Below are 21083 nucleotides of genomic sequence, written 5' to 3'. Positions count from 1 at the left end.
ACCGTCAGTCCTCTTTGGCCCCGATGGTTCCCACGGAAATATGCAGCTGGTCGCGTTCCTCGATCTTGTCGATGCGGCCGTCGCGAATCCAGACAACCCTGTCGGAAACATTGAGCATCTTGTAATCGTGGGTGGCCGAGATGACCGTGACGCCCCGCTCGCTGCTCAGGCGCTTCAAAAGCGCGATGATCTCCTCGCCGGTGGTGAGGTCCAGGTTGCCGGTCGGCTCGTCGGCCAGGATGATGGACGGGGTATTGGCCAGGGACCGGGCGATGGCCACGCGCTGCTGCTGGCCGCCGGAAAGCTCCTGGGGCTTGTGGGCATGGCGCTCGCGCAGCCCGACCAAGCCCAAAAGCTCGAGCCCCTTTTCCGTGGCCTCGTCCTGGGGCACGCCGGCGAAGGTCATGGGCAGCGTGACGTTTTCCAGCGCCGTCATGACCTGGATGAGATTGAAGGTCTGGAAAATATAGCCGATCTTGCGATTTCGAAGCCAGGCCAGCTCATAGGCGTCGAGCTGGGCGATATCCACCTCGTCAATGAAGACCTTGCCGGAGCTCGGCTTGTCCAGGCCGCCGATCATGTTGAAAAGCGTGGACTTGCCTGAGCCGGACGGCCCCATGATGGACAGGTATTCGCCGGCCCGTATGGTCAGGTCCACGCCGCGAAGGGCCGTGACCTCCTGGGAGCCCATGGTGAAGGTCTTGGCCACCCCGGCCACGCGGACAATATTGTGCGCCTCGGCCATACCGCGCCGTCTCCCGATCTCGCTTCCTATTCCTGGGCCCGCATGGCCTCGACGGGCCGCATTCGGGCGGCCACGATGGCCGGGTACACCACGCCAAGAAGACTCAAACCCGCGCCGACCGCGATGGAGACGACCAGCACGCGCGAAAGGCCGGCCACGGACGTCGCCGCCGTCCCGGACAGGCCGTAGCGGACGAGCCCCGCCAACAGCGCGCCCAGGATGCCGACCAGAGCTCCGGCGAGCGAGCCGGCCAGCCCCTGCATGCCGGCTTCGAGCAGGAAAAGCCGCAGGATGAAGCGGTCAAGCGCGCCCAAGCACTTCATGGTGCCGATTTCGCGAAAGCGTTCGGTCACGGCCATGAGCTGGGCGTTGACGATGCCCACCGTGCACACCAAAAGCGACAGAATGACGATCCAGCGTTCCTTGGGGCTGGCCCCAAGGCGCTCGGCCTCGGCGGCGGCCAGGGCCGGCGGCGGCGGCGTTGCGGGCAGATCGTAGCCGGCGTCGATGAGCGCGGCGCGAAAGCCGGGGTTGCCGGCGCGCAACATGCCGGCGGCGATCTCGGAACCGGTGAGGATGAAGCTCAAAAAGGCCACGGCCAAAACGAGGCTGGCCACCGTGACCATGGAGCGTAAAAACCGGACACGGATGTTTTTGACGCTGATTTCGAGCGACTTGCGAAACGGCAGCACGACCTGCCTGGCGATCTTCGCCCGACGGGGGGCAAGGGAGTCGGAAATACCGCGCGAGTGCCGCATCGACCGTCCGTGGGCTGACAACACCGGCCCCGTTCCTGTTTTTCCCAAAATACGAAAAGGTTAATTTTGATTCTTGACAGAAAGACTGACCGTTGCCAAGGCCGCGCCATGCCGGGCGCGTGACAAGGTCCTTATTTTTTGGCGCGCTTTTTGGGAATCTCGATGCCGTACTTCTGGATTTTGTAATTGAGCGCCCGGCGGCTGACGCCAAGCAGCGGCGCGGCGGCCTTCTGGACCCAGTTCGCCTGCTCGAGGGCCCGCACGATGGCCGCCTTTTCGCTGGCGTCAAGCGACAACGGCTTCTCGCCCTCGGCCGGACGGCGCGGCCCCTTACCGGCCAGCGGCAACTGGAGGTCCTCCGGGGCCAGCACACCGTTCGTACACAGGACCACGCCGGCCTCCAGGGCGTTTCGCAACTGGCGCACGTTGCCCGGCCAGGGATAGGCGGTCAGGTAGGCCATGGTCTCGGCCGGAACGGTCACGGCCGGTATGCCCTGGGCGGCGCAAAACTGGCGGATGAAATGCTCGGCGAGAACGGGGATGTCCTCACGCCGCTCCCGCAAGGGCGGGACGTTTATGGTCACCACCTTGAGGCGATACAGCAGGTCCTCGCGGAAAACGCCCTGGGAGACCTGCTCGAAGATGTCGGCATTGGTGGCGGCGATGACCCGGCAGTCCACCTGGATTTCCCGCACGTCGCCGATGCGGCGTATGCGATGGTTTTCCAGAAACCGCAGCAGCCGCAGTTGCATCTCGTTGGAGATGTTGCCGATCTCGTCGAGAAAAAGCGTCCCCTTGTCGGCCTGCTCGATAAGCCCCTTCTTGTCCTTGACAGCGTGGGTAAACGAGCCCTTGACGTGGCCGAAAAGCTCGGATTCGAGCAGCCCCGCCGGCGTGGAGCCGCAGTCGACCGTCACCAGCGGACCGGACTTGCGCAGGCTTTTCCGGTGAATGCAGTTGGCGACAAGCTCCTTGCCGGTGCCGGATTCGCCAAGGACGAGCACGTTGACGTCGCGGGAGGCCACACGCTCGATAAGCGCGCCCAGATCGCGCATGGCCGGGCTCTTGCCCACAAGCCCGGACTCGGCCATGTCCGACGGCAGGGGCTTTTCCCCGCCTCCGGCGGATCTGGCGAACACCTCGGCCACGCGGGAGAGCAGCTCCTGGCCGTCGAAAGGCTTGGTCAGGTAGTCCACGGCCCCATGCTTGATGGCCTCCACCGCGCCGGGAATGCTGCCGTGGGCGGTGAGAAAGATGATGGGAAGGGACAGGCCCCGGCGCACCATCTCTTCCTGCAGACGCATGCCGTCCATGCCGGGCATGCGGATATCGGAGATAAGCAGGCGCACAGGCCGCGAGGAAAGAATTTCCAGGGCCTCGGTTCCGTCCTCGGCCGTGACCACGTCGTAGCCGGCCGAAACCAGACGGACTTCCAGCACCTCCAGGATGTGGGGGTCGTCGTCCACGGCCAAAATGGTCTTGCGCGGTTCCGAGGCGTTTTTCATGGGCATTGCGAGCTCGCGGCCAGGGCGGCGGGCATCAGAAATTGCTCAGACCCTTTTTCTTTTCCTGGATCTGCTGGTGAATGGTTTCCAGGGCCCGGACCTGCTGCTGGATGCTTTTGCGCACCTGGGCCTCGCGCTCGGCCAGTTTCTTGGCGCATTCCTTGTCCAGGGCGGTTTTTTGCTCCTTGAGCGCGGAAGCAGGTCGCAGGGTATGCAGGGCCGGCAACAGGAAACGCGGGTTCTCGCCGCTGCCGCCGGGGGGCGAGGCCTTGGCCCAGGCGTCGAGCAGGTCGAGGGCGGCGGCGTATTCGGTGTCGTTGGCGGCCTGGGCCAGCCGGACCGCGCCCAGGGCGAACTGGGAACGCAGGCGCACGGCATGGTCGGTTTCGACGGTGTAGGCTTCGCGCCACAAAGCCATGGCATAGCGCAGCTTGCCTTCGTCATAGGCGCACACCCCCTGGTCGTAGAGGGTATTGCGGTCGGGTTCGCAGGCCGGGGAAGCGGACGCCGTATGCGTCGCCGTCGACGGCGCGGGAACGACGGATACGGGTTCCTTTTTGGCGCAGCCGATGGCGGCGCAAAGCGCCAGGACGCAAAGCGCGGGCGTAATATGCTTTTTGAACGAAAAAGTCGCGTGGTGGACCATGTCAGCTTGTTGTCCCATCGACAGGGATTGTAAAGTAAAACGTGCAGCCTTTGCCGGGCAGACTCGACAGCCAGATGTCGCCGCCATGGGCCTCGACAATGGTTCTGGCGATGGACAGGCCAAGACCGATGCCGTCGGTGGTGCGCTTGGTGCGCGCGCCCCGGTAGTATTTGCTGAAGACGTGGGGCTGTTCCTCCTCGGGAATGCCCGGACCTTCGTCCGTTATGCTGAAAAGCAGCTTACGCCCGCCGTCGGCCATTTCCAACCCCACCAGCACCGTGCGCTCGGCCGGCGAGAACTTCACCGCGTTGCCGATCAGGTTGTACAGGGCCTGCCCCAAGAGCTCCCGGTCGCCGACCACGGACACGATGTCGCGGCCCACACGCGGCGTCAAGCGGATGTGCTTGGCCTCGGCCGCCGGCGCGGCTTTTTCCAGGATTTCCCGGGCCAGCTCCTCGGGATTGAAGGTCGACGGGGACAGGTCCACGATCTGGGAGGCCATGCTCGAGACCTTGAGCAGGCTTGTCAGCATGACGGAGATGCGCTGGAGTTCGTCGCTGGCGATGTCGAGAAAACGCTTCTGGCGTTCGTTGACCTCGCCGAGGACCCGCTCGCGCATGAGATTGACCGATTCGCGGATGGAGGTCAGCGGCGTCCTGATCTCGTGGCTCACCATGTCGATGAAGTCCGTGCGCATGCGTTCCTCTTCCTTGAGGCGCCTGGTCATGTCGTTAAACGCCGCCCCGAGTTCGCCCAATTCGTCCTTGGACAACACCCGGATGGGCTCCAGGCGTCCGTCGCGGGTGTAGGCCCGGATGCCGCGACGCAGCTCGCGCAGGGATCGGCTCAGGGAATACGTCAGGTAGAGGATGCCGAGCAGGCCCACGGCAATGGAAACGGCAAGGCCGGTGACGCCGCGATTGGACGCCACCTCGCCGATGCGGAAGAGTTCCCGCATGCCTGATTCCAACACCCGCTCGTTGTCCTGGCGGGCGCTGACCACGATGCGCATCCACTTGTTGAGCTTTTCCTGGTCGATCCAGGGTTCGCCGGCCAGCTCCTTGCCCTGGGCCAGATCGGGGAAGGCCTCGCGGAACTCGGCATGCAGCTCCTCCCAGGCGGAAAAACCCTCGTAGCGAAACCACAGAATGCTCCAGATGGCATTCTTGTATTCATTGAGCGCATTGAGGAAATTCTTCTTGTACTCGTCGGAATGCAGGATCTCGTACTTCTTCTGGTTTTCTTCCATGGCCAGCAGGCTGTCGACCAGCCGCTGGGAGATGCTCAAGACCTCGATGCGGACCTTGACGATATCCCGGGAGATGTTGACGGATTCCTTGATGTAGATCAGCAGTGTGGACGTGGTGAAGTAGGCCACGACCATGATGCCGATATAGACCGCCAACAGCTTGAAAAGGATGCCGTATTGTTTGATGGGTCTGCGGTAGAGGTACATGGCGGTGGGGGACGGCGGCAGGGCGGAGTGCGCGCGCGGCGAAGGGATGCGGGAGGAAGCCCTGTCCCTTTGTTACTTGGCGGCGAAGAGTTCCTGCTCGAGTGTATGGGGCCGGCGGATGTTGGTCAGCACCAGCCGTTGGCTGCTCGAGGCGGTGAGGATGACCTTGCCGTAACCGAGAAGCCCGCCGAATAGCCCCGGCTCGCACTTGACCGACTCGATCTTGCCAATGTCCAGGGAAAAGGTGCCAAAGAGAGCGTCGTCACACAAAAGCCGCTTGTCCGTGACCCCCACCCGCAACGTGAAATAGGAAAAAAGCCGGACCAGGGCCAGAAGCGTGAAGAGGATGAAAAAAACGTAGCGCACAAGCCACACCGCCACGGTGATGATCTTGGGCAGGAATTTCTCGATTTCCTCGGGGGCCTTGAACTGGGCCAGGGAATGCAGGGTCGGGCCGCTCGACCAGATCACGAGCGCCACCACGAAAAGCAGCACGGCCTTGGCCAGCACCACCCAGTGCTTGCCGGTCCGGTACAGAATTTCCTCTTCCTCGAAAACGAGGCCGTTTAGGCTCATGGCTTCCCTACCCCCAAGGCGACGTATCCGCCCTCGGCCGCTACCGACGCGACCACAGGCAATCCGAGGCCTTATCCGAAAACGTTGCCCAAGGCAAAGCCTTCCTCGGACTCATCCCGCAAGCGAGGCCACAGCAAGTCCCCAAGCGGCAAGAAGCGTCCCGGCCGCGACCAGCCCGAAAAGCGTCTGCGCGGCCCGGCCCGGCCGCCCCACCCGCCCAAGCGCCCAGCCGGCGGCAAGCCCCAGGATGGCCCCGGAAGCGAAACCGAAGAGATGGCCGGCCAGATCCACCGCACCGGTATCCTCGGAGCCGGCTCCGAGCATGGCAAGAAGCATCAACACCGCGCCGGCCGCGAGAAACCGGCGCACCGAAAGTCCGGGGTGCGGACAGGCCAGACGCACCCCGCCCAGAGCCCCAAGCGCCCCGAAAACCGCAGTCGAAGCGCCCAGAAAATAAAGCCCCGGCCCCTGGACGCAGGCTTTGAGCACATTGCCGCCGACCCCGGCCGCGACCGTCAGGGCAAGCCCCAGGCCAAGCCCGGTCTCCCGGCACAGGAAGCTCAGAAAGAGCGCGGCGCAGGCGACATTACCGAAAAGATGGGCCGGATCGGCATGCAGGCAAAGGGCCGTGGCCGCGCGCCACCACTGACCGGCCAGCATAGAGGCCGTGTCGCCGCCGCCGATGGCCTTCCAGGGGACGCGCCGGCCCAAAAGCGTGGCGTCGCCAAGCAGCAGCCCCCAAAGTCCGGCCGTCACGCCCATGACGGCCATGACGGACCAGACCACCGGGGGCCGCGTCGGCGCCACGGCCTCGGGATCGGGCAAGACGACGTTTTCCCGCTCGTCAAGGTAGGCCCGTATCTCGGCCAGGGCCTCCTCGGCCCGGCGACGGGGAACGTACAGGCGCCACGCCCCGTCCTGGCGCCTGAGCGCATGGGGAATGCCCCGCGCGGTCAGCACGTACGTCCAGTCCCTGGCCCGGATTTCCGTGACCGGATAGCCTTGTTCGGTCGGCAGATCGGGGGTGAGGTCGCGCAGCCCCGGGCGCGGCCACAGAAGCGGCCGCCGGGGAGAAGGCGACGCCCCGTCGGCCACGGAGGGATGGCGGGCGCGGCCGATCATGGCCGGCCGCCGGGAGGATGGCACCGCGAAAAGGAAACGGTCATACCCGGCATCCTATACGACAAACCGGCGACAATTCGCAACGCGGCACCCTTCCGGCCCCCTTGGCCCTTGCCGCCGCATCCGCCCGTTTGATAAAGCCACCACCATGAACCAAGAACGCCGGATTTTTTATTCCGCCTTTTTGCTCATCATCCTGGCCGCCGCCCTCTACCTTGCCTATGTCGTGCTGCGGCCTTTTGTGGACATTCTCATCATCGGCGTAGTCCTTTCGGCTCTTTTTAGGCCGGTGCACCGCCGCATCGACGCCTTTTGCGGCAAGCGGCCGACCGTTTCGGCGCTTATTACGACCTGCCTCATCTTCACCTGCCTCATCATTCCGGTCTTTTTCTTCCTGGGTTCGCTCGTGACCCAGGGCGTCCAGTCGGTCAACGCCCTGCAGGCGCACCTTTCCAGCATGGACTTCAACGCCTTTTTCAGCCACGAGGCCGTGGCCCCCTACATCAACTGGCTGCATGAACACCTGCCCTTTCTGGACGTGAAGAAACTGGCGCTTCGGGCCGACCTGCTCTCCATCTCCAAAAACGCCGGCCAGATTCTGCTCAACAGCGGCACGACCATCATCGGCAACTTCTTCGTGCTGACGATGAACTTCGTCATCCTCATCTTCGTGCTGTTTTTCCTTATCCGCGACGGCGAGGCCATGCTCGCGCGAGTGCGCTACCTGCTCCCCCTGTCCACGGACCAGGAGGACCGGATTTTCCGCCAGCTCGACGACGTGGCCAAGTCGGTCATCCTCGGCGCGTTCCTCATCGCCCTGGCCCAGGGCGCGGCCGGCGGCCTCGGGCTTTTCATCGTCGGCATCCAGCCCTTTTTCTGGGGCTGCATGATGGGCTTCGCCTCGCTCATTCCGGTGGTCGGCACGGCCATCATCTGGCTGCCCGTGGCCCTCTACCTCATCGTGACCGGCCAGTGGCAATGGGGCGTTTTTCTCATCGCCTGGGGCGCGCTGGTCGTTTCCAGCATCGATTCGATCATGCGGCCGATCCTCATGCGCAACCGATCCAAGATGTCCACCTTCTGGGTGTTTCTGGCCATCATCGGCGGCATCAAGTTCTTCGGGGCGCTCGGCATCCTCTACGGCCCGCTGGTGCTGGGGTTCGCCATGGTGATGCTGTCGCTTTACGCCGAGGATTACAGCCACGTGCTCAACGACCGCAACCTGGGCAACGGGTGCGAGTCGCCCCCCCCTGAATTCAAATAAAAAGCCCCCCTTTCGGAGGGCTCGAGCGCCGATTCCGGGCGGCCCCGACGGACCGCCCGGCCATCAAGTCGGACACTCCGCGCTCTTGGTCGACCCGGGGCCGGCCAAAGGCCGAAAACACTTCTTCCCCGCGCCGCAGACCGGGCATTTCCAATCGTCCGGCAAATCCTCGAACCTGGTCCCGGCCGGTATCTTGCCTTTACGGTCGCCCTTGTCGGGATTGTAAATGTAGCCGCAATTGGTGGTCTGGCACTGCCACATTTCTTCCGGCGCAGCCATGGGGTGCTCCTTTAGAAGAGAGTAGGATGATGCGAGAGGGGAGAACCCTTTTCAAAGGGTTTCCCCTCTCGCGCTCTCCCTTTCCTAAACTTTATTTCAATAACCTTGCATCATTATTAAAAGTCTTGGGAAAGGGGGGCTGGGGGGAAACCTTTCTATAGAAAGGTTTCCCCCCAGCGCTTCCTCAGTCGACCTTGAAAAAAGCCTTGGCCAGGGCCTGGCAGACCGGGCACTTGTCCGGCACGGAGCCGGCGACGGTATAGCCGCACACGGAGCAGACGTACCAGTCCTGATCCGGGAAGCCGGCGACGTCCTGGGCCGCCTCGGAATACAGCTTGGCATGCAGTTCCTCGACAGCGTTGGCGAAGGTGAAGCCCCGCTCGGCGGCCTTGTTCCCCTCGGCCTTGGCGTCCTCGATCATGCCCGGGTACATGCTCTTGAACTCATGGGTTTCACCGGCGATGGCGTCCTTCAGGTTGGCGGCCGTATCGCCGATGCCGTCCATGTTGCGCAGATGGGTATGGGCGTGGACGGTTTCGGCGGCGGCGGCGGCCTTGAACAGCTTGGCCACGCCGATATGCCCTTCCTTCTCGGCCTGGGCGGCGTAAGCGAGGTACTTGCGGTTGGCCTGGGATTCGCCGGCAAAAGCTTCCTTGAGATCTTCGAGGGTCTTACTCATCTTCAGGTTCTCCTTTTTTCGGATTCGGGTTTGACAGGTTCCATCTTGCAGAGACATTTGCGGCACACGCCGCGCACCAGCACCTGGGCGTCGCGCGGTTGCCCCCACGCGGCAACCGACTCGGGCAGGTCGTCCAGCCCGGCGCCGGACATGGTAAAATCCTCGATGGAGCCGCAGCACAAACACACCAGATGGTGGTGCGGCGTCACATCGCCGTCGAAGCGCCCCTCCTCCCCGCCGCCCGGGACCCGCGTCACCAGCCCGCGCGCCTCGAACGAGGCCAGAGTCCGGTAGACGGTGTCGAGGGATATGGCCGGGGCCTCGACGCGCACCCGCCGCCACACCGTCTCGGCGGACGGATGGTCCTTGGCCTCAGCCATGGCCCTGTATACCAGATATCGCTGATTGGTAAACTTCAGGCCGCTTTTGGCGAAGAGTTGCTTAAGGGCTTCAGTCGACATAGTTTTTATTCCTAGTTGCTGTTCATTCCTATTTAGAGAATTCGCCCCGGCCCGTCAAGACGTTTTTTTGAGGGGAAGAAGGGGGAATGTGCGGGGGGGGGGGAATTCCGTTACCGCCACCACAGCCGGCCCGACCGCCACAGCCCGCCAAGGGTCAAGGGCCGGCCTCGGGCGCTTTTGCGGGCCAGATAAAGAAAAAGGTAGGCGGCGCCATAAGCGTCGCCCAGGGCGTCATGAGCGGCAAAGGGCGGCAGGCCGTAGCGCCGACAAAGCGAAGCCAGATCGAATTCCAGCCGCTCGAAATCGCCCTGCCCTCCCTGCCCCATCTGCCGCTTTTCTTCATAAGTAAGGGCCAAGCGCAGGGTGTCGATGCAGGGCGCGGCCAGTTCCCCGCCGAAATAACGACGGCTGGCCGCGTTGATAAAGGCCATGTCCAGTTCCACGTGATGCCCGACGATGATGGCCGGCCCCAGAAAATCCAAAAAGGCGGCCAGGGTCTCGGCCGTTTCCGGGGCATCGGCCAACGCGGCGTCGGTAAGGCCGTGGATGAGCGAGGCATCGCGAGGCACGTCGCGCGAGGGGCGCACCAGGCTGAAAAAGCTTTCCCCGGGGAGCAGCGTCAGCCCACGCAGCCGCACCGCGCCGATGGCCACCATGGCGTGGCGACGGGGATCGAAGCCGGTCAGCTCCGTATCCACGACCACGAAGGGCAGGTCGTCGAGAAGCGCTGTTCGATCGTAGCCGCGTTGAGAGCGCAGATGGGCGGCCAGAGGCGCGGCGATCGGGCACGAACCGAAGGGCCAGGGAAAGCCCGAACGTCTCATGGCCGCCATTTCGGCTCGGAAAGGGCCAAGCGCAGCCCTTCCACGGCGGCGAACGCGGCCCGGCAACCGTGACGACGGCGCGGGGAAAGGCTTTCGGGGCGCGGCTCCCCGTATCGCTCCCCCAAGGCGTCGCCGGCGCCAAGCATCCAGGCAAGCCGCTCGCCCTCGAAGAAAACAAGCGCCTCCCTGGCTCCCCGGCAAACCGCCTCGGGGAGATGCCCCCCCTGCTCCAGCCGCTCCAGGCGGGCAAGGGTGCCCATCTCGCCGATTCCCTGCACCAGGGCGGCCAGCCGGGCCATGGCGATGATGGGCCGCGAGCCCCGGGCGGCCAGATCGAAAGACGGGGCGAGGCCGCCGTCGCGCTCCACGAGACGCCCTTGATAGATGCCAAGAGGCGCGGGATGGACGGTCAGCGCGGCAAGCAGACGCAAAAGCGTTTCCCGGGGCAATTCGTGGAGAACCGCCTCCGATCCTTCCTCGCCGGTGGGACCGGTTGTGGTGACCTCCCGCGCATCGAAGGCTTCAAGGCTTGCTTCCAACGTCAGCGGATCGCCATCCCCGGCAAAGGCCGCCGGGTCCAGGCGTTCGCGGGGATCACCCAGGCACAGTCCGGTCGCGGGCGTGCGCAGGCCGCACCGGGCAAGCTCCTCTTCGAGCATGGGCACAAGGGCGGCCAGATAGGTCCTGGCCGCCCGGGCGATGATGGGATCGCCGCCGTCCTCGGTGATGACAGCCAGGGCCAGACCGGCGTCCGGCAGCATTTCCCGGCGTCCGGCCGCGCCATAGACCAGCCAGCGGCAGCGGGCCGGGGCCGGGCCGTAGCGCTTTTCAAGGATGGCGAGCAGCCGGGTCAGCACCCGTTCGGCCAGAAGCGCCAAAATGCCGCCCACAGCCATGGCCGTGGCCCCCCGGGCGGTGAGCGCGGCGGCCAGAGGGCGTATTCCCCGACAAAGCGACCGCAAGTCGGGCACATCCCCGGCCCGGCCCACGGCGCGCAGCAACGCCAGGGGGGAGCGGCCATGGGACAGCAGCAAATCGCTGGCCGTGACCATGCCGACGGGAGTGCCGCCCTCGGTCACCAACAGATGACGAATGCCGCCGCCGGTCATGCGGATAAGGGCGTCGAAACACGGCGCGCCGGCATCGATGACAGCCACGGGCGCGGACATGAGCGTTTCCACCGGGGCGGCAAGGGCAATGCCCCGGGCCACGGCCCGGCGCAAGTCACGGTCGGTGACGATGCCGATGACCGATCCCGAGGTTTCGCGCACAAGCACCGACCCGACCCGGCCGTCTTCCATGACGCCGGCCGCCCGGCGCAAATCCGTGCCGCGCGCCACGCACACCAGCCCATGCGACGCCACCTCCCCGGTCAGGCGCGTAAAGAGATAGTCCCCGTCGTCTCCTCCGGGACAGGCCGTTTCCTGGCGTGCCCCGGAGGATCCGGACGCCTGGGACAAGGCATCGGTGAAATACGCGGCAACCCCGGGGTGCCGACGGGCCAGGGCGACAAACGTCTCCCTTGGCAGACGCACCAGAAACGTATCTTCCAAGGCGCGGGCCTCACAGGCCTGCCCCGGTCCGCCAAGGTCCGCCGGCAGGCCGAAACATTCCCCCTCCCCGCGCACGTCGCCCGGCGCGTCGGGCCAGGAGCAGACCATCCCGGACGGCACGGACAGGCGCACGCCGCCGCGCTGGACGCAACAAATCCAATCCGCGGCCTCGTCCGGGCCGGCCACCCACTCGTTTTCCAGATAAAAGGCCACCCGGCTGCCGGCGGCCAGGGCGGCGAGTTCGGCCGGGGGAATGGCGTCAAAAGGCGGCACCGTGGCCAGAAATTCCGCCACGGCTTCGGGTTGGCGGGAAGGATCGCGTGCCTGCATACATGCTCCTTCAGGTAAGGGCGTGAAGGCTGAAATGGTGTTCGAGAATGGCGGCAAGCCGGTCCAGGGCGGCCAGGTCTTCGCGCAATCGCTCCTTGTCGCCGTCATGCAAGTCGGTCAGGTCGAGGCCATTGTCCGGCGTGCGGCCGCCGGCATGGGCGGACGCCTGCACGCCAAGGCGCAGGGATTGGATATGCCCGAAAGCCTGCCGCAGCCGCCCGGCCAGATCGTCGCCGAAGTGGCCAAGCCCGGCCAGGCCGGCTATCCGGGCCACGGTCTCCGTCTCGGCGAGCCCCGCGTCCAGAGCGAGCGCCTTGATGCCGAGCACCAGAGGATAAACGGCCTGACGCTTGAGGTCCATGGTGGTGTGTCCAAGCCCGAAACGCCCGAGGGGCAGATGACCGGGCAAATGGGCCGGCGGCCCGAAGCCCAGCGCCTCACGGGCGAGCAGGCGCGTCGCAAGCGGCGCTTCCGCCAGACGGCGGCGCAGATGGTCGGCAAGGGTCGCGGCTAGGACGGAATCGCCGGCCACGGGGCGCGCATCGGCCAGGAGCGAAACGAGCAATACGTCCGGGGCGTCGGGCCGGTCCACGGCGGCATCGACAGCCTCGCTCCAGCTGTCAAAAGACCTGCGCCAAAAAGGATTGGCGGCCATGATGCCCTTGGGACAAGGCGGCATGCCGGCGGCTTCCAGAATTTCCGCCAGCCGCCCGGCAAAGGCCGCGAATGCGCCCTCTTGCGCACCGTCCCCCAAAATGAGCGCATTGTCCTGGTCCGTGGCCAGAAACTGTTCCCGGCGGCCCTGGCTGCCGAGCACGACCAGACAGTATCCCCCGCCAGGGGCATCCGGCCCGGCCCGGGCCATCCAGGCGGCCCGCGCCAGCAGCCGGTCGTACAACCCGCTCGCCAGCCGACCGGTTTCCAGGGCATCATCATTATTTCTCGCCCGCATCGCCACCAGCCCGCGTATTTCGCGTAAAACCTTTTCCAACGCCTCCGTGCTTGCCGCCGCGTCCAGTCGGCCCATCAATTGTTGTGCCTGTCCGGCAACACCCGGTTCCATCATTCCCACAACCGCCCTCCTTCCCCCTCTAAAGGGGGCCGGGGGAATTCCCCGGGCAAGGTGGGTTTGGGAGGGGCCACGCCCCTCCCAACTTTCTTATTCAGCGCCGACGCCAAGGTAGTTGCGCAGTTGCTGGGCCTCGTAGAGGGAACGGGCCCTGGCGTCCGGGACCAGCACCGAGCCCAACCAGCCGGCGGCGAAGGCCAGGGGCATGGAGATGAGCGCCGGATTTTTCCAGGGGAAGATCGGCGCGGGATTGCCGAACACGCTCACCCAGACCGTGGGCGAAAGCACGATGAGCAGGGCGGCGGTCACGGTGCCGGTGACGATGCTGGCCACCGCGCCGTAGGTGCTGGTGCCCTTCCAGAAGATGGACAGGAGCAGGGCCGGGAAGTTGGCGCTGGCCGCGATGGCGAAGGCGAGCCCCACCATGAAGGCCACGTTTTGCCCCTTAAAGGCCAGTCCGAGCAGGATGGCCACCATGCCAAGGCCCACCGTCGCCCGCTTGGCCACCTTCACCTCGTCCTCCTCGGAAGACCGGCCGGAACGCAGCACGTTGACGTAGAGGTCATGGGAGAGCGTCGTGGCCCCGGCCAGCGTCAGGCCGGCCACCACGGCCAGGATGGTGGCGAAGGCCACGGCCGCGATGAAGCCGAGGAAGACCGTGCCGCCCGTGACCTCGGCCAGAAGCAGCGCCGCCATGTTGCCGCCCTTGTCCACGGAACCGATCATGTCGCGGCCGACCAGCACCATGGCGGCAAAACCGATGATGAAGGTGAGCACGTAGAAGTAGCCGATGAGCCCGGTGGCGTAGAACACGGATTTACGGGCGGTCTTGGCGTCGGGCACGGTGTAGAAGCGCATAAGGATATGCGGCAGGCCGGCCGTGCCAAACATGAGCGCGATGCCGAGCGAGAGGGCGTCCAGGGGATTGGACACGAGCCCGCCGGGATTGAGCACCTTATCGCCGTAGGTCTTGGCCGCGGCGTCGAAAAGCGATGTCACGTCGAAGCCGAAGCGGGACAGCGCCATGCCGACCATGACCGTGGCCCCGGCCAGAAGCAGCATGGCCTTTATGATCTGCACCCAGGTAGTGGCCAGCATGCCGCCGAAAAGCACATAGGCGATCATGACCGCGCCCACGGCGATGATGGCCGTTTCGTAGGGCAGGCCAAACATCATCTTGATAAGCATGCCCGAGCCCACCATCTGGGCGATGAGGTAAAAGCAGACGGTCAGAAGCGAACCGATGGAGGCGGCGATGCGGACGGGCTTTTGGGAAAGCCGGTAGGCCACCACGTCGCCAAAGGTGTATTTGCCGAGGTTGCGCAGGGGTTCGGCGATCAGGAACATGATGATGGGCCAGCCGACGAGAAAGCCGATGGAGTAGATGAGCCCGTCATAGCCCTTCATGGACACGAGTCCCGCGATGCCGAGAAAGGAGGCGGCGGACATGTAGTCCCCGGCCAGGGCCATGCCGTTTTGCCAGCCCGTGACCGAGCGGCCGGCGGCGTAGAACTGGGAGGCGCTACGGCTTTTCCTGGCCGCGTACCAGGTGATGGCCAGCGTGCCCAGGATGAAGACGAAAAAAAAGGCGATGGACGTGGCGTTGGGCTGTCCGATGGTGGTGGCGAAAGTGTTCATCCCCGATCCTCCCGCATGGCGTGTTTGAAATTTTCCACGGCCGTGTCGTAATCGTCGTTGGCCCAGCGCACGTAAATGCCGGTCAAAAGCCAGGAGACGACAATGACGCCGAGGCCGACGGGAATGCCGACGGTCATATGGGCGCCGACACGGGCGGCAAAGAGATCGGGACGAAAGGCCAGGATGGCGATGAAGCCGTAATAGATGGCGAGCATCAGCGCCGTAAGCGTCAGCGAAACGCTCCAGCGCTTGCGCACCAGGGCGGAAAACCGGTTGTCGCGTGTGGGGTCGGCCGTTGGTGTGTGCATGGGAATCTCCTTGCCGCCGGCGGTCGGCCGGGCCTTCGGGTGTCCGGGACGACGGGGATCGCCGCCCTTCCCGGCCGCCGCAAACGGACGCGGCCACGCGGGATGAGGCCGTCGTAAGCGGCCCGCCCGGGAAAACGCACGCGGATTTCGACGGACGGCGACAATGCCCCGAGGAATGGTGAACGGCAGGAGAACAAGACCAAACGCCGCTTGCCGGCCCCAAAGGACCGTTTACCGGCGGGGGGAGGTATGGAGGGGGAAAAAAAACGTGCGAGAGGGGAAACCCTTTGAAAAGGGTTCTCCCCTCTCGCGCTCTCCCCTTCCTAAACTTTTTAATGGTTACGGATAATACACCGATAACACATTATCATTATTAAAAGTCTTGGGAGAGGGGGTCCGGGGGAGAACCTTTCTCCAGAAAGGTTCTCCCCCGGCCTCATAACCTACCCTAGAATGGCAAATCGAGTTGTTTGGGACGGCGTTTTTCGGCGATGAGGCGCTTGAGTTTACGGGGCGAAACGCCCACACGGTATGGCCAGACCGGGCATACGCCTTTTTCGGTGCAACGGCGCACGGCCTCGCGGTCGCCGACGGTACAGCGCAGGCAGAAACGACGCACTACCCGCACCACGCGCACGGAAAACCCTTCGGGAATTTCCTTCATGCGCAGGGGGTGAAAGGGGCAGTCCCGATCGGTGCAGGAGGCGACCAGGCTGCGCTGCCCGCCCATGCAGGCGGCAAGGCAATACCGCCGCACGGCATCAAGGGGAGAAAGCGTTTTTTCGGCGTCGTCCGGGCGCATGCAACCTCGTTTGGCCGCGCGGGGAGAAGTTTCCCGCGCCGGTTTATCCATCAATAGACCGGGGAAAGGAGCGTTGCAACCGCCCTTGGCCCTGTTTTTCATGGAAAATCGATCCCCAAATGAGCCCTCCCCTGGCCGCGCGGGGCGGCGCCGCTCAAACCGCCGGACACGGGCGCTTCTTCATTTGACCACCGCCCCACCTTGGGTCATAAGCTTGGCCATGAGGCTGGGGCTGTCCGCCGGAGTATCCCTCCGGCCCGTTGAATCCATCCGAATGTCCGTATCGCCCGCTTACCGGGCGAGGCGTTCGGCCCGCATCCGGCGACCGGTCTGTCCGGTCCCGTTCCCCGTTGCAACCACATCCTTATTTTCGGCGGAGTAGCCGCGTGCAATCGATCATGAAAATCGCGTTGGCCGTTTGTATGACGGCGGCCATGTCCATCCTGCCGGCGTGCATCAACACATCCGGCAAATCGTCGAAGAACGCCGCGTACGAAGCGCGCACCTATCCGGCCCACACCCCCACGGTCCCGACCGCGCCCGAGGCCGAAGTCAAATCCGCGCCCCAACCGGCCCCGCCGGCGGCCGCCCCTCCGGCCGGCGTGCCTCTCGCGCCGCCGCCCGTGGCGTCCACCCGCCCGGCTTCGCCCGAGGAGCAGACCAAGGCGACCCTGGAGCCCAAACCGGTCCAGGCGGCCGCCCTGCCCCAACCCAAGAGCGAACCGGCCGCGCCCGTGGTCAAGACGCCCTTCACGACGACCGCGAAGCCGGCCCAGCCGACCGAGACGGACAAGGCGCCCCCGGCAAAGGAGACCACCGTCGCCTCGGTGGAACAGCCCGCCGCTCCCGCCCTGCCCGGCCTGAAAAAGAAAACGCCCCAGGAGCCGACCGGCCCGGCAGCGGAGAAAACCGCTTCCGCCGCGCCCAAGGCGGCTGGCGGCAAGGTGGCCGTGGTAGGCGATTCCCTGGCCGTTGGTATCGGCATGACCATGAGCAACCGCATGAAACGTTACGAAGGCTTGGGCTGCGTCCCCCTGGGCAAGGTTTCGACCGGGCTTATTTCCAAGAGATTTTTCGACTGGGACAAAAAGCTCACCGAACTTGTGGCCAAGGAAAAGCTGACGGCCGTGGTGGTGATGATGGGCGGCAACGACGCCAACAATCCCATTGCCGGCAAGGCGGCCGGCACGCCGGAATGGAGCGCCGCCTACCAGGAAAAGGCCGAAGACTTCCTGCACATCGCTTCGAAGGCCGGCATCAAGGTGTTGTGGGTGGGGCTGCCGGCCATGCGCGACGCGGCCTACAACAAGCGTGTCGAGGCGGTCAACGAGGCGGCCAAGGCGGCCTGCGCCAAGGTCGGCGGCTGCTCCTACATGGAGGCCTCGACCATCTTCACCGACGATTCGGGCAAGTTCGTCCAGGCCAAGACCATCGGCGGCAAGAAAGTGTCTCTTCGGGCCAAGGACGGCGTGCACATGACCATGAACGGCTATGACCTGCTGTGCCGCCAAGTGCTGGACAAACTCTCCGCCGACGGCAACCTGCCGGCGGAGAAGACTTCGTCGAAATAAGACCTGGGGGAAACCTTTCTGAAGAAAGGTTTCCCCCAGCCCCCTTTCCCAAGACTTTTCACATAAAAACGTGTTACCGGCATCTCGCCCGTAACCGTCAAAAAGTTTAGGAAGGGGAGAGCGCGAGAGGGGAGAACCCTTTTTAAAGGGTTTCCCCTTTCGCACCCTCTTCTCATCCTCATTCAATTGACGAAAAGGCGGAAAGCCGGCAGGGCATCGCCATGACAGGCGTTATGCTGCGTTTCGCATTCGCGCTTTCCATTCTCTCTTGCGCCGCCTTGGGCGTCGCGCTCGATGCCCGGGCCGTCGACGGCCTCTACGGCAACTCGAAGATGCCCGGAATCGGCCGACCGGTCAGGGTCGGCGGCGACCGCGACTACCCGCCCTACGAATTCCTGGACAAGGACGGCAAGCCGGCCGGGTTCAACGTGGATCTGACCCGGGCCGTGGCCGAGGTCATGGGCATGAAGGTGGAATTCCGCCTCGGGGCCTGGGCGGGCGAACGCGAAGCGCTCATGGACGGCGGCCTGGATATCCTGGAGGGCATGACCTATTCCGACGAACGGGCCCAGATCCTCGACTTCGCCCCCCACACCATCGTCAACCACGCCATTTTCGCCCGACGCGGCGCGCCGCCCGTATCGAGCCTCGACGATCTGGCCGGCAAGAAGGTCATCGTGCACCGCGCCGGCTTCATGCACGACACCCTGGCCGCCAAGGGCATGGAAAAGGACCTCATCTTCTCCGAAACCCCGGCCGACGGTCTGCGGCTTCTCGCCTCGGGCGTAGGCGATTACGCCGTGGTGGCCATGCTGCCCGGCATCTCCATCATCCGCGAGAACAAACTGGACAACATCCAGCCCGTGGCCCGAAGCGTCGCCACCGTGCGTTACGGCTACGCCACCAGGAAAGGCAACGACGCCCTGCTCGCCCGCTTCAGCGAGGGCCTGGCCATCCTGCGCGAAACCGGACGCTACCAGGCCATTCACGACAAGTGGCTCGGGGTGCTGGAAAACGGCAAGGTCAAATGGCAAACCCTCGCCGTCTACGTGGGAGCCGTGGTCGCACCGCTCCTGGCCCTGCTTGGCGGCTCCATGCTCTGGGCCCATATGCTGCGCCGGCAGGTGGCCCAGCGCACCCGGTCCCTGACCAAGGCCCTGGACGAACTGTCCAGCAACCAGCGCCAGCTCGTCCAGGCCGACAAGATGGCCGCACTCGGCACCCTGGTCTCCGGCGTGGCCCACGAAATCAACAATCCCAACGGCTTGATCCTGCTCAACATCCCCATTCTGCGCAAAGTCCAGGCCGATGTTGCCCGGCTGCTCGACGCTTGGCACGAACGCGAAGGCGAGTTCACCCTGGGCGGCATCCGCTATTCCCGCATGCGCCAGGAACTCCCCCGGATGCTCGAAGAGATGCAGGAAGGGGCCATGCGCATCAAGCGCATCGTCAACGATCTCAAAGACTTCGCCCGGCGCGAGGAAGGCGCGGCCAAGGCGCTGATCGACGTGGGCGACTGCTCGCGCAAGGCCGTGCGTCTGGTCGAGACCACCATCCGCAAGCATACGGACCGCTTTTCAGCCGACTACGAGGCGGACCTGCCGCTCGTCTGGGGCAATTCCCAGCGCATCGAGCAAGTGGTGGTCAACCTCGTCATAAACGCCTGCCAGGCCCTGCCCGACAAGAGTCGGGCCATCGAAGTCACCACCCGTCACGACGTCGAGGCCGGCAAGGTCATCCTGTGCGTGCGCGACGAAGGGAGCGGCATCAGCGTCGAGCACATGGCGCATCTCACGGACCCGTTTTTCACCACTAAGCGCGAAACGGGCGGCACGGGGCTTGGCCTTTCCGTCTCGGCGAGCATCGTCAAGGAATACGGCGGTTGCCTGACGTTCGAATCCGCGCCCGGACAGGGGACCACGGCCTGTCTGGAACTGCCCGTGCCCAAGGAGGAATCGCCGGCATGACCACCGCCCCGTCCCCGGCCTTCGCCATCCTGATCGTGGACGACGAGCCAGCCTGGCTGCGCTCCCTGTCGCTGACCCTCGAATCGGCGGCCGGCATCACCAACACGTTCTTGTGCCAGGACAGCCGGGAGGTCCTGCCGCTTTTGGACAAGGGCGGCATCGGCCTCGTCCTGCTCGACCTGACCATGCCCGGCAAGTCGGGCGAGGAGCTGCTTGCCGCCATCGGCGAACGGCATCCGGACGTGGCCTGCATCATCATCAGCGGCGTCAACCAACTCGACACCGCCGTGCGCTGCATGAAGCTCGGGGCCTTCGATTATTACGTGAAGACCGACGAGGAGGACCGCATCGTCAGCGGCGTGCTGCGGGCCATCCGCATGCTGGAGCTGCGCGACGAAAACCGGGCCGTCAAAAGCCGGCTGGTGGCCGGCGGTCCGGCCCATCCCGAGGCCTTTGCCGGCATCGTCACCCGCTCCCGGGCCATGCACGCCGTATTCGCCTACATCGAGGCCGTGGCAGCCAGTTACCAGCCGCTGCTCGTCACCGGCGAATCCGGCGTAGGCAAGGAAAATCTGGTGCGGGCCACCCATGCCATAAGCGGGCGCACAGGGCCGCTCGTGGCGGTCAACGTGGCCGGCCTCGACGACGCCGTCTTTGCCGACACGCTCTTCGGCCATGTCCGGGGGGCCTACACCGGAGCCGAAGCGGTGCGGCGCGGCATGGTCGAAGAAGCGGCCGGGGGAACGCTTTTTCTCGACGAAATCGGGGACTTGTCCGTGGCCTCGCAAGTGAAGCTGTTACGCCTGCTCCAGGAAGGCGAGTATTATCCCCTCGGCAGCGACCAGCCCAGGCGGCTTGCGGCCCGGGTCGTCGTCGCCACCCACCGGGACCTGGCCGCCGACGAGGCCGAGGGCAAATTCCGCCGCGACCTTTATTTCCGGCTGCGCACCCACCATGTCCACATCCCGGCCCTGCGGGAGCGCAAGGAGGACATCGAGCCGCTGTTGCGCCATTTCCTGGCCGAGGCCGCCACGGCCCTCGGCAAGCCGACGCCCGCCTTCCCGCCGGAACTGGTCGGCTGCCTGGGCGCCTACGCCTTTCCCGGCAACATTCGGGAGCTTCGGGCCATGGTTTTCGACGCCGTAAGCCTCCACACCTCCCGCATGCTCTCCATGAAAAGCTTTCTTGCGGCCATGGGTCGCGTCAAGCCCTGCCCGGCCGCCGATCCCCCGCCCAATCCCTTCGCGCCCTTCGAGCAGCTGCCCACCTTTGCCGAGGCGGCCCGCTTCCTGGTCGACGAAGCCCTGGCCCGCTCCGGCGGCAACCAAACCCTGGCCGCGCGCCTGCTCGGCATTTCCCAGCCCGCGCTCAGCAAACGCCTCAAGCACGCCGCCAAACCCTCATAACCCGGGCAATGGCCATAACCTTTGGGGAATGGCCGCCAACTTCCTGTAAAACATCGTTTTTTAATCCGTATGGCGTATAGCCCCCATAACCAAGGTTATGGGGGTTCTTTTGTGATGGTCATCG

20 protein-coding genes are annotated in these 21083 nt (G+C 64.9%); 4 read left to right on the top strand and 16 right to left on the bottom strand.

From position 1 onward, the window contains the following. Positions 1-4 precede the first annotated feature (4 nt). From DESFRDRAFT_RS06865 to DESFRDRAFT_RS06835, 7 genes are all read right to left on the bottom strand, one after another. Entirely contained in the window at positions 5-745 is a 741-nt protein-coding gene (locus DESFRDRAFT_RS06865; protein WP_005992455.1) for an ABC transporter ATP-binding protein, read from the bottom strand. A gap of 26 nt (positions 746-771) precedes the next feature. Beyond that, complete coding sequence (locus DESFRDRAFT_RS06860) at positions 772-1503, bottom strand: ABC transporter permease (RefSeq protein ID WP_005992453.1); 732 nt, start codon at positions 1501-1503, stop codon at positions 772-774. A gap of 131 nt (positions 1504-1634) precedes the next feature. Next, positions 1635-3008, bottom strand: coding sequence for a sigma-54-dependent transcriptional regulator (locus tag DESFRDRAFT_RS06855; protein ID WP_043794130.1), 1374 nt, complete (start codon positions 3006-3008; stop codon positions 1635-1637). 34 nt (positions 3009-3042) lie between these two features. Further along, positions 3043-3672 (bottom strand): hypothetical protein, encoded by a 630-nt coding sequence (locus DESFRDRAFT_RS06850; RefSeq protein WP_233489573.1) that lies wholly within the window; start codon positions 3670-3672, stop codon positions 3043-3045. Next, positions 3656-5110 carry a HAMP domain-containing sensor histidine kinase gene (locus DESFRDRAFT_RS06845; protein WP_005992448.1) on the bottom strand — a complete coding sequence of 485 codons (1455 nt, stop codon included), beginning with the start codon at positions 5108-5110 and terminating at the stop codon, positions 3656-3658. The genes DESFRDRAFT_RS06850 and DESFRDRAFT_RS06845 overlap by 17 nt, the downstream gene beginning before the upstream one ends. Positions 5111-5182: 72 nt before the next feature. Next, entirely contained in the window at positions 5183-5686 is a 504-nt protein-coding gene (locus DESFRDRAFT_RS06840; RefSeq protein WP_005992446.1) for a PH domain-containing protein, read from the bottom strand. Positions 5687-5797: 111 nt separating this feature from the next. Further along, positions 5798-6808, bottom strand: coding sequence for a rhomboid family intramembrane serine protease (locus tag DESFRDRAFT_RS06835; RefSeq protein WP_005992444.1), 1011 nt, complete (start codon positions 6806-6808; stop codon positions 5798-5800). 148 nt (positions 6809-6956) lie between these two features. On the opposite strand from DESFRDRAFT_RS06835, the gene DESFRDRAFT_RS06830 reads away from it, so the two are divergent. After that, the gene (locus DESFRDRAFT_RS06830; protein WP_005992442.1) at positions 6957-8072 is read left to right on the top strand and encodes an AI-2E family transporter; all 1116 of its coding nucleotides are present in this window, start codon (positions 6957-6959) and stop codon (positions 8070-8072) included. Positions 8073-8135: 63 nt separating this feature from the next. Here the strand turns inward: DESFRDRAFT_RS06830 and DESFRDRAFT_RS06825 are convergent, their stop codons facing one another. The 9 genes from DESFRDRAFT_RS06825 to DESFRDRAFT_RS06785 all read right to left on the bottom strand — a co-directional run bounded on the left by DESFRDRAFT_RS06825 (position 8136) and on the right by DESFRDRAFT_RS06785 (position 16015). Further along, positions 8136-8351: a rubredoxin gene (locus DESFRDRAFT_RS06825; RefSeq protein ID WP_005992440.1), complete on the bottom strand. Its 216-nt coding sequence runs from the start codon at positions 8349-8351 to the stop codon at positions 8136-8138. Positions 8352-8535: 184 nt separating this feature from the next. Beyond that, positions 8536-9030 (bottom strand): rubrerythrin family protein, encoded by a 495-nt coding sequence (locus DESFRDRAFT_RS06820; RefSeq protein ID WP_005992438.1) that lies wholly within the window; start codon positions 9028-9030, stop codon positions 8536-8538. A gap of 2 nt (positions 9031-9032) precedes the next feature. After that, positions 9033-9491 (bottom strand): Fur family transcriptional regulator, encoded by a 459-nt coding sequence (locus DESFRDRAFT_RS06815; RefSeq protein ID WP_005992436.1) that lies wholly within the window; start codon positions 9489-9491, stop codon positions 9033-9035. A gap of 110 nt (positions 9492-9601) precedes the next feature. Next, positions 9602-10324, bottom strand: coding sequence for a 3'-5' exonuclease (locus tag DESFRDRAFT_RS06810; RefSeq protein WP_005992434.1), 723 nt, complete (start codon positions 10322-10324; stop codon positions 9602-9604). Then, positions 10312-12198 (bottom strand): CBS domain-containing protein, encoded by a 1887-nt coding sequence (locus tag DESFRDRAFT_RS06805; protein ID WP_005992432.1) that lies wholly within the window; start codon positions 12196-12198, stop codon positions 10312-10314. Before DESFRDRAFT_RS06805 ends, DESFRDRAFT_RS06810 begins: the two co-directional genes overlap by 13 nt. A 10-nt stretch (positions 12199-12208) precedes the next feature. Then, positions 12209-13264, bottom strand: a complete 1056-nt coding sequence (locus DESFRDRAFT_RS06800) for a DUF294 nucleotidyltransferase-like domain-containing protein (protein WP_005992430.1) — start codon at positions 13262-13264, stop codon at positions 12209-12211. 93 nt (positions 13265-13357) lie between these two features. Next, on the bottom strand, positions 13358-14905 hold the full coding sequence (locus DESFRDRAFT_RS06795; protein WP_005992428.1) for a sodium:solute symporter family transporter: 1548 nt from the start codon (positions 14903-14905) through the stop codon (positions 13358-13360). Continuing rightward, positions 14902-15213, bottom strand: a complete 312-nt coding sequence (locus tag DESFRDRAFT_RS06790; RefSeq protein ID WP_005992426.1) for a DUF485 domain-containing protein — start codon at positions 15211-15213, stop codon at positions 14902-14904. Before DESFRDRAFT_RS06790 ends, DESFRDRAFT_RS06795 begins: the two co-directional genes overlap by 4 nt. A 448-nt stretch (positions 15214-15661) precedes the next feature. After that, positions 15662-16015 (bottom strand): hypothetical protein, encoded by a 354-nt coding sequence (locus tag DESFRDRAFT_RS06785; protein ID WP_005992424.1) that lies wholly within the window; start codon positions 16013-16015, stop codon positions 15662-15664. A 386-nt stretch (positions 16016-16401) separates the two neighbouring features. Here DESFRDRAFT_RS06785 and DESFRDRAFT_RS06780 point away from each other — a divergent pair, with 386 nt between their 5' ends. The 3 genes from DESFRDRAFT_RS06780 (at position 16402) to DESFRDRAFT_RS06770 (ending at position 20959) form a co-directional block, all read left to right on the top strand. Further along, positions 16402-17586: an SGNH/GDSL hydrolase family protein gene (locus DESFRDRAFT_RS06780; RefSeq protein WP_005992422.1), complete on the top strand. Its 1185-nt coding sequence runs from the start codon at positions 16402-16404 to the stop codon at positions 17584-17586. 233 nt (positions 17587-17819) lie between these two features. After that, complete coding sequence (locus tag DESFRDRAFT_RS06775) at positions 17820-19553, top strand: transporter substrate-binding domain-containing protein (protein WP_233489572.1); 1734 nt, start codon at positions 17820-17822, stop codon at positions 19551-19553. After that, positions 19550-20959 carry a sigma-54-dependent transcriptional regulator gene (locus DESFRDRAFT_RS06770; RefSeq protein WP_005992418.1) on the top strand — a complete coding sequence of 470 codons (1410 nt, stop codon included), beginning with the start codon at positions 19550-19552 and terminating at the stop codon, positions 20957-20959. Before DESFRDRAFT_RS06775 ends, DESFRDRAFT_RS06770 begins: the two co-directional genes overlap by 4 nt. Positions 20960-21083: the final 124 nt, after the last annotated feature.

The sequence above is a fragment of the Solidesulfovibrio fructosivorans JJ] genome (assembly GCF_000179555.1).
GTDB lineage: Bacteria > Desulfobacterota > Desulfovibrionia > Desulfovibrionales > Desulfovibrionaceae > Solidesulfovibrio > Solidesulfovibrio fructosivorans.
The sequence above is the reverse complement of the archived record's forward strand: the minus strand, read 5'-3'. Positions and strand labels throughout refer to the sequence as shown.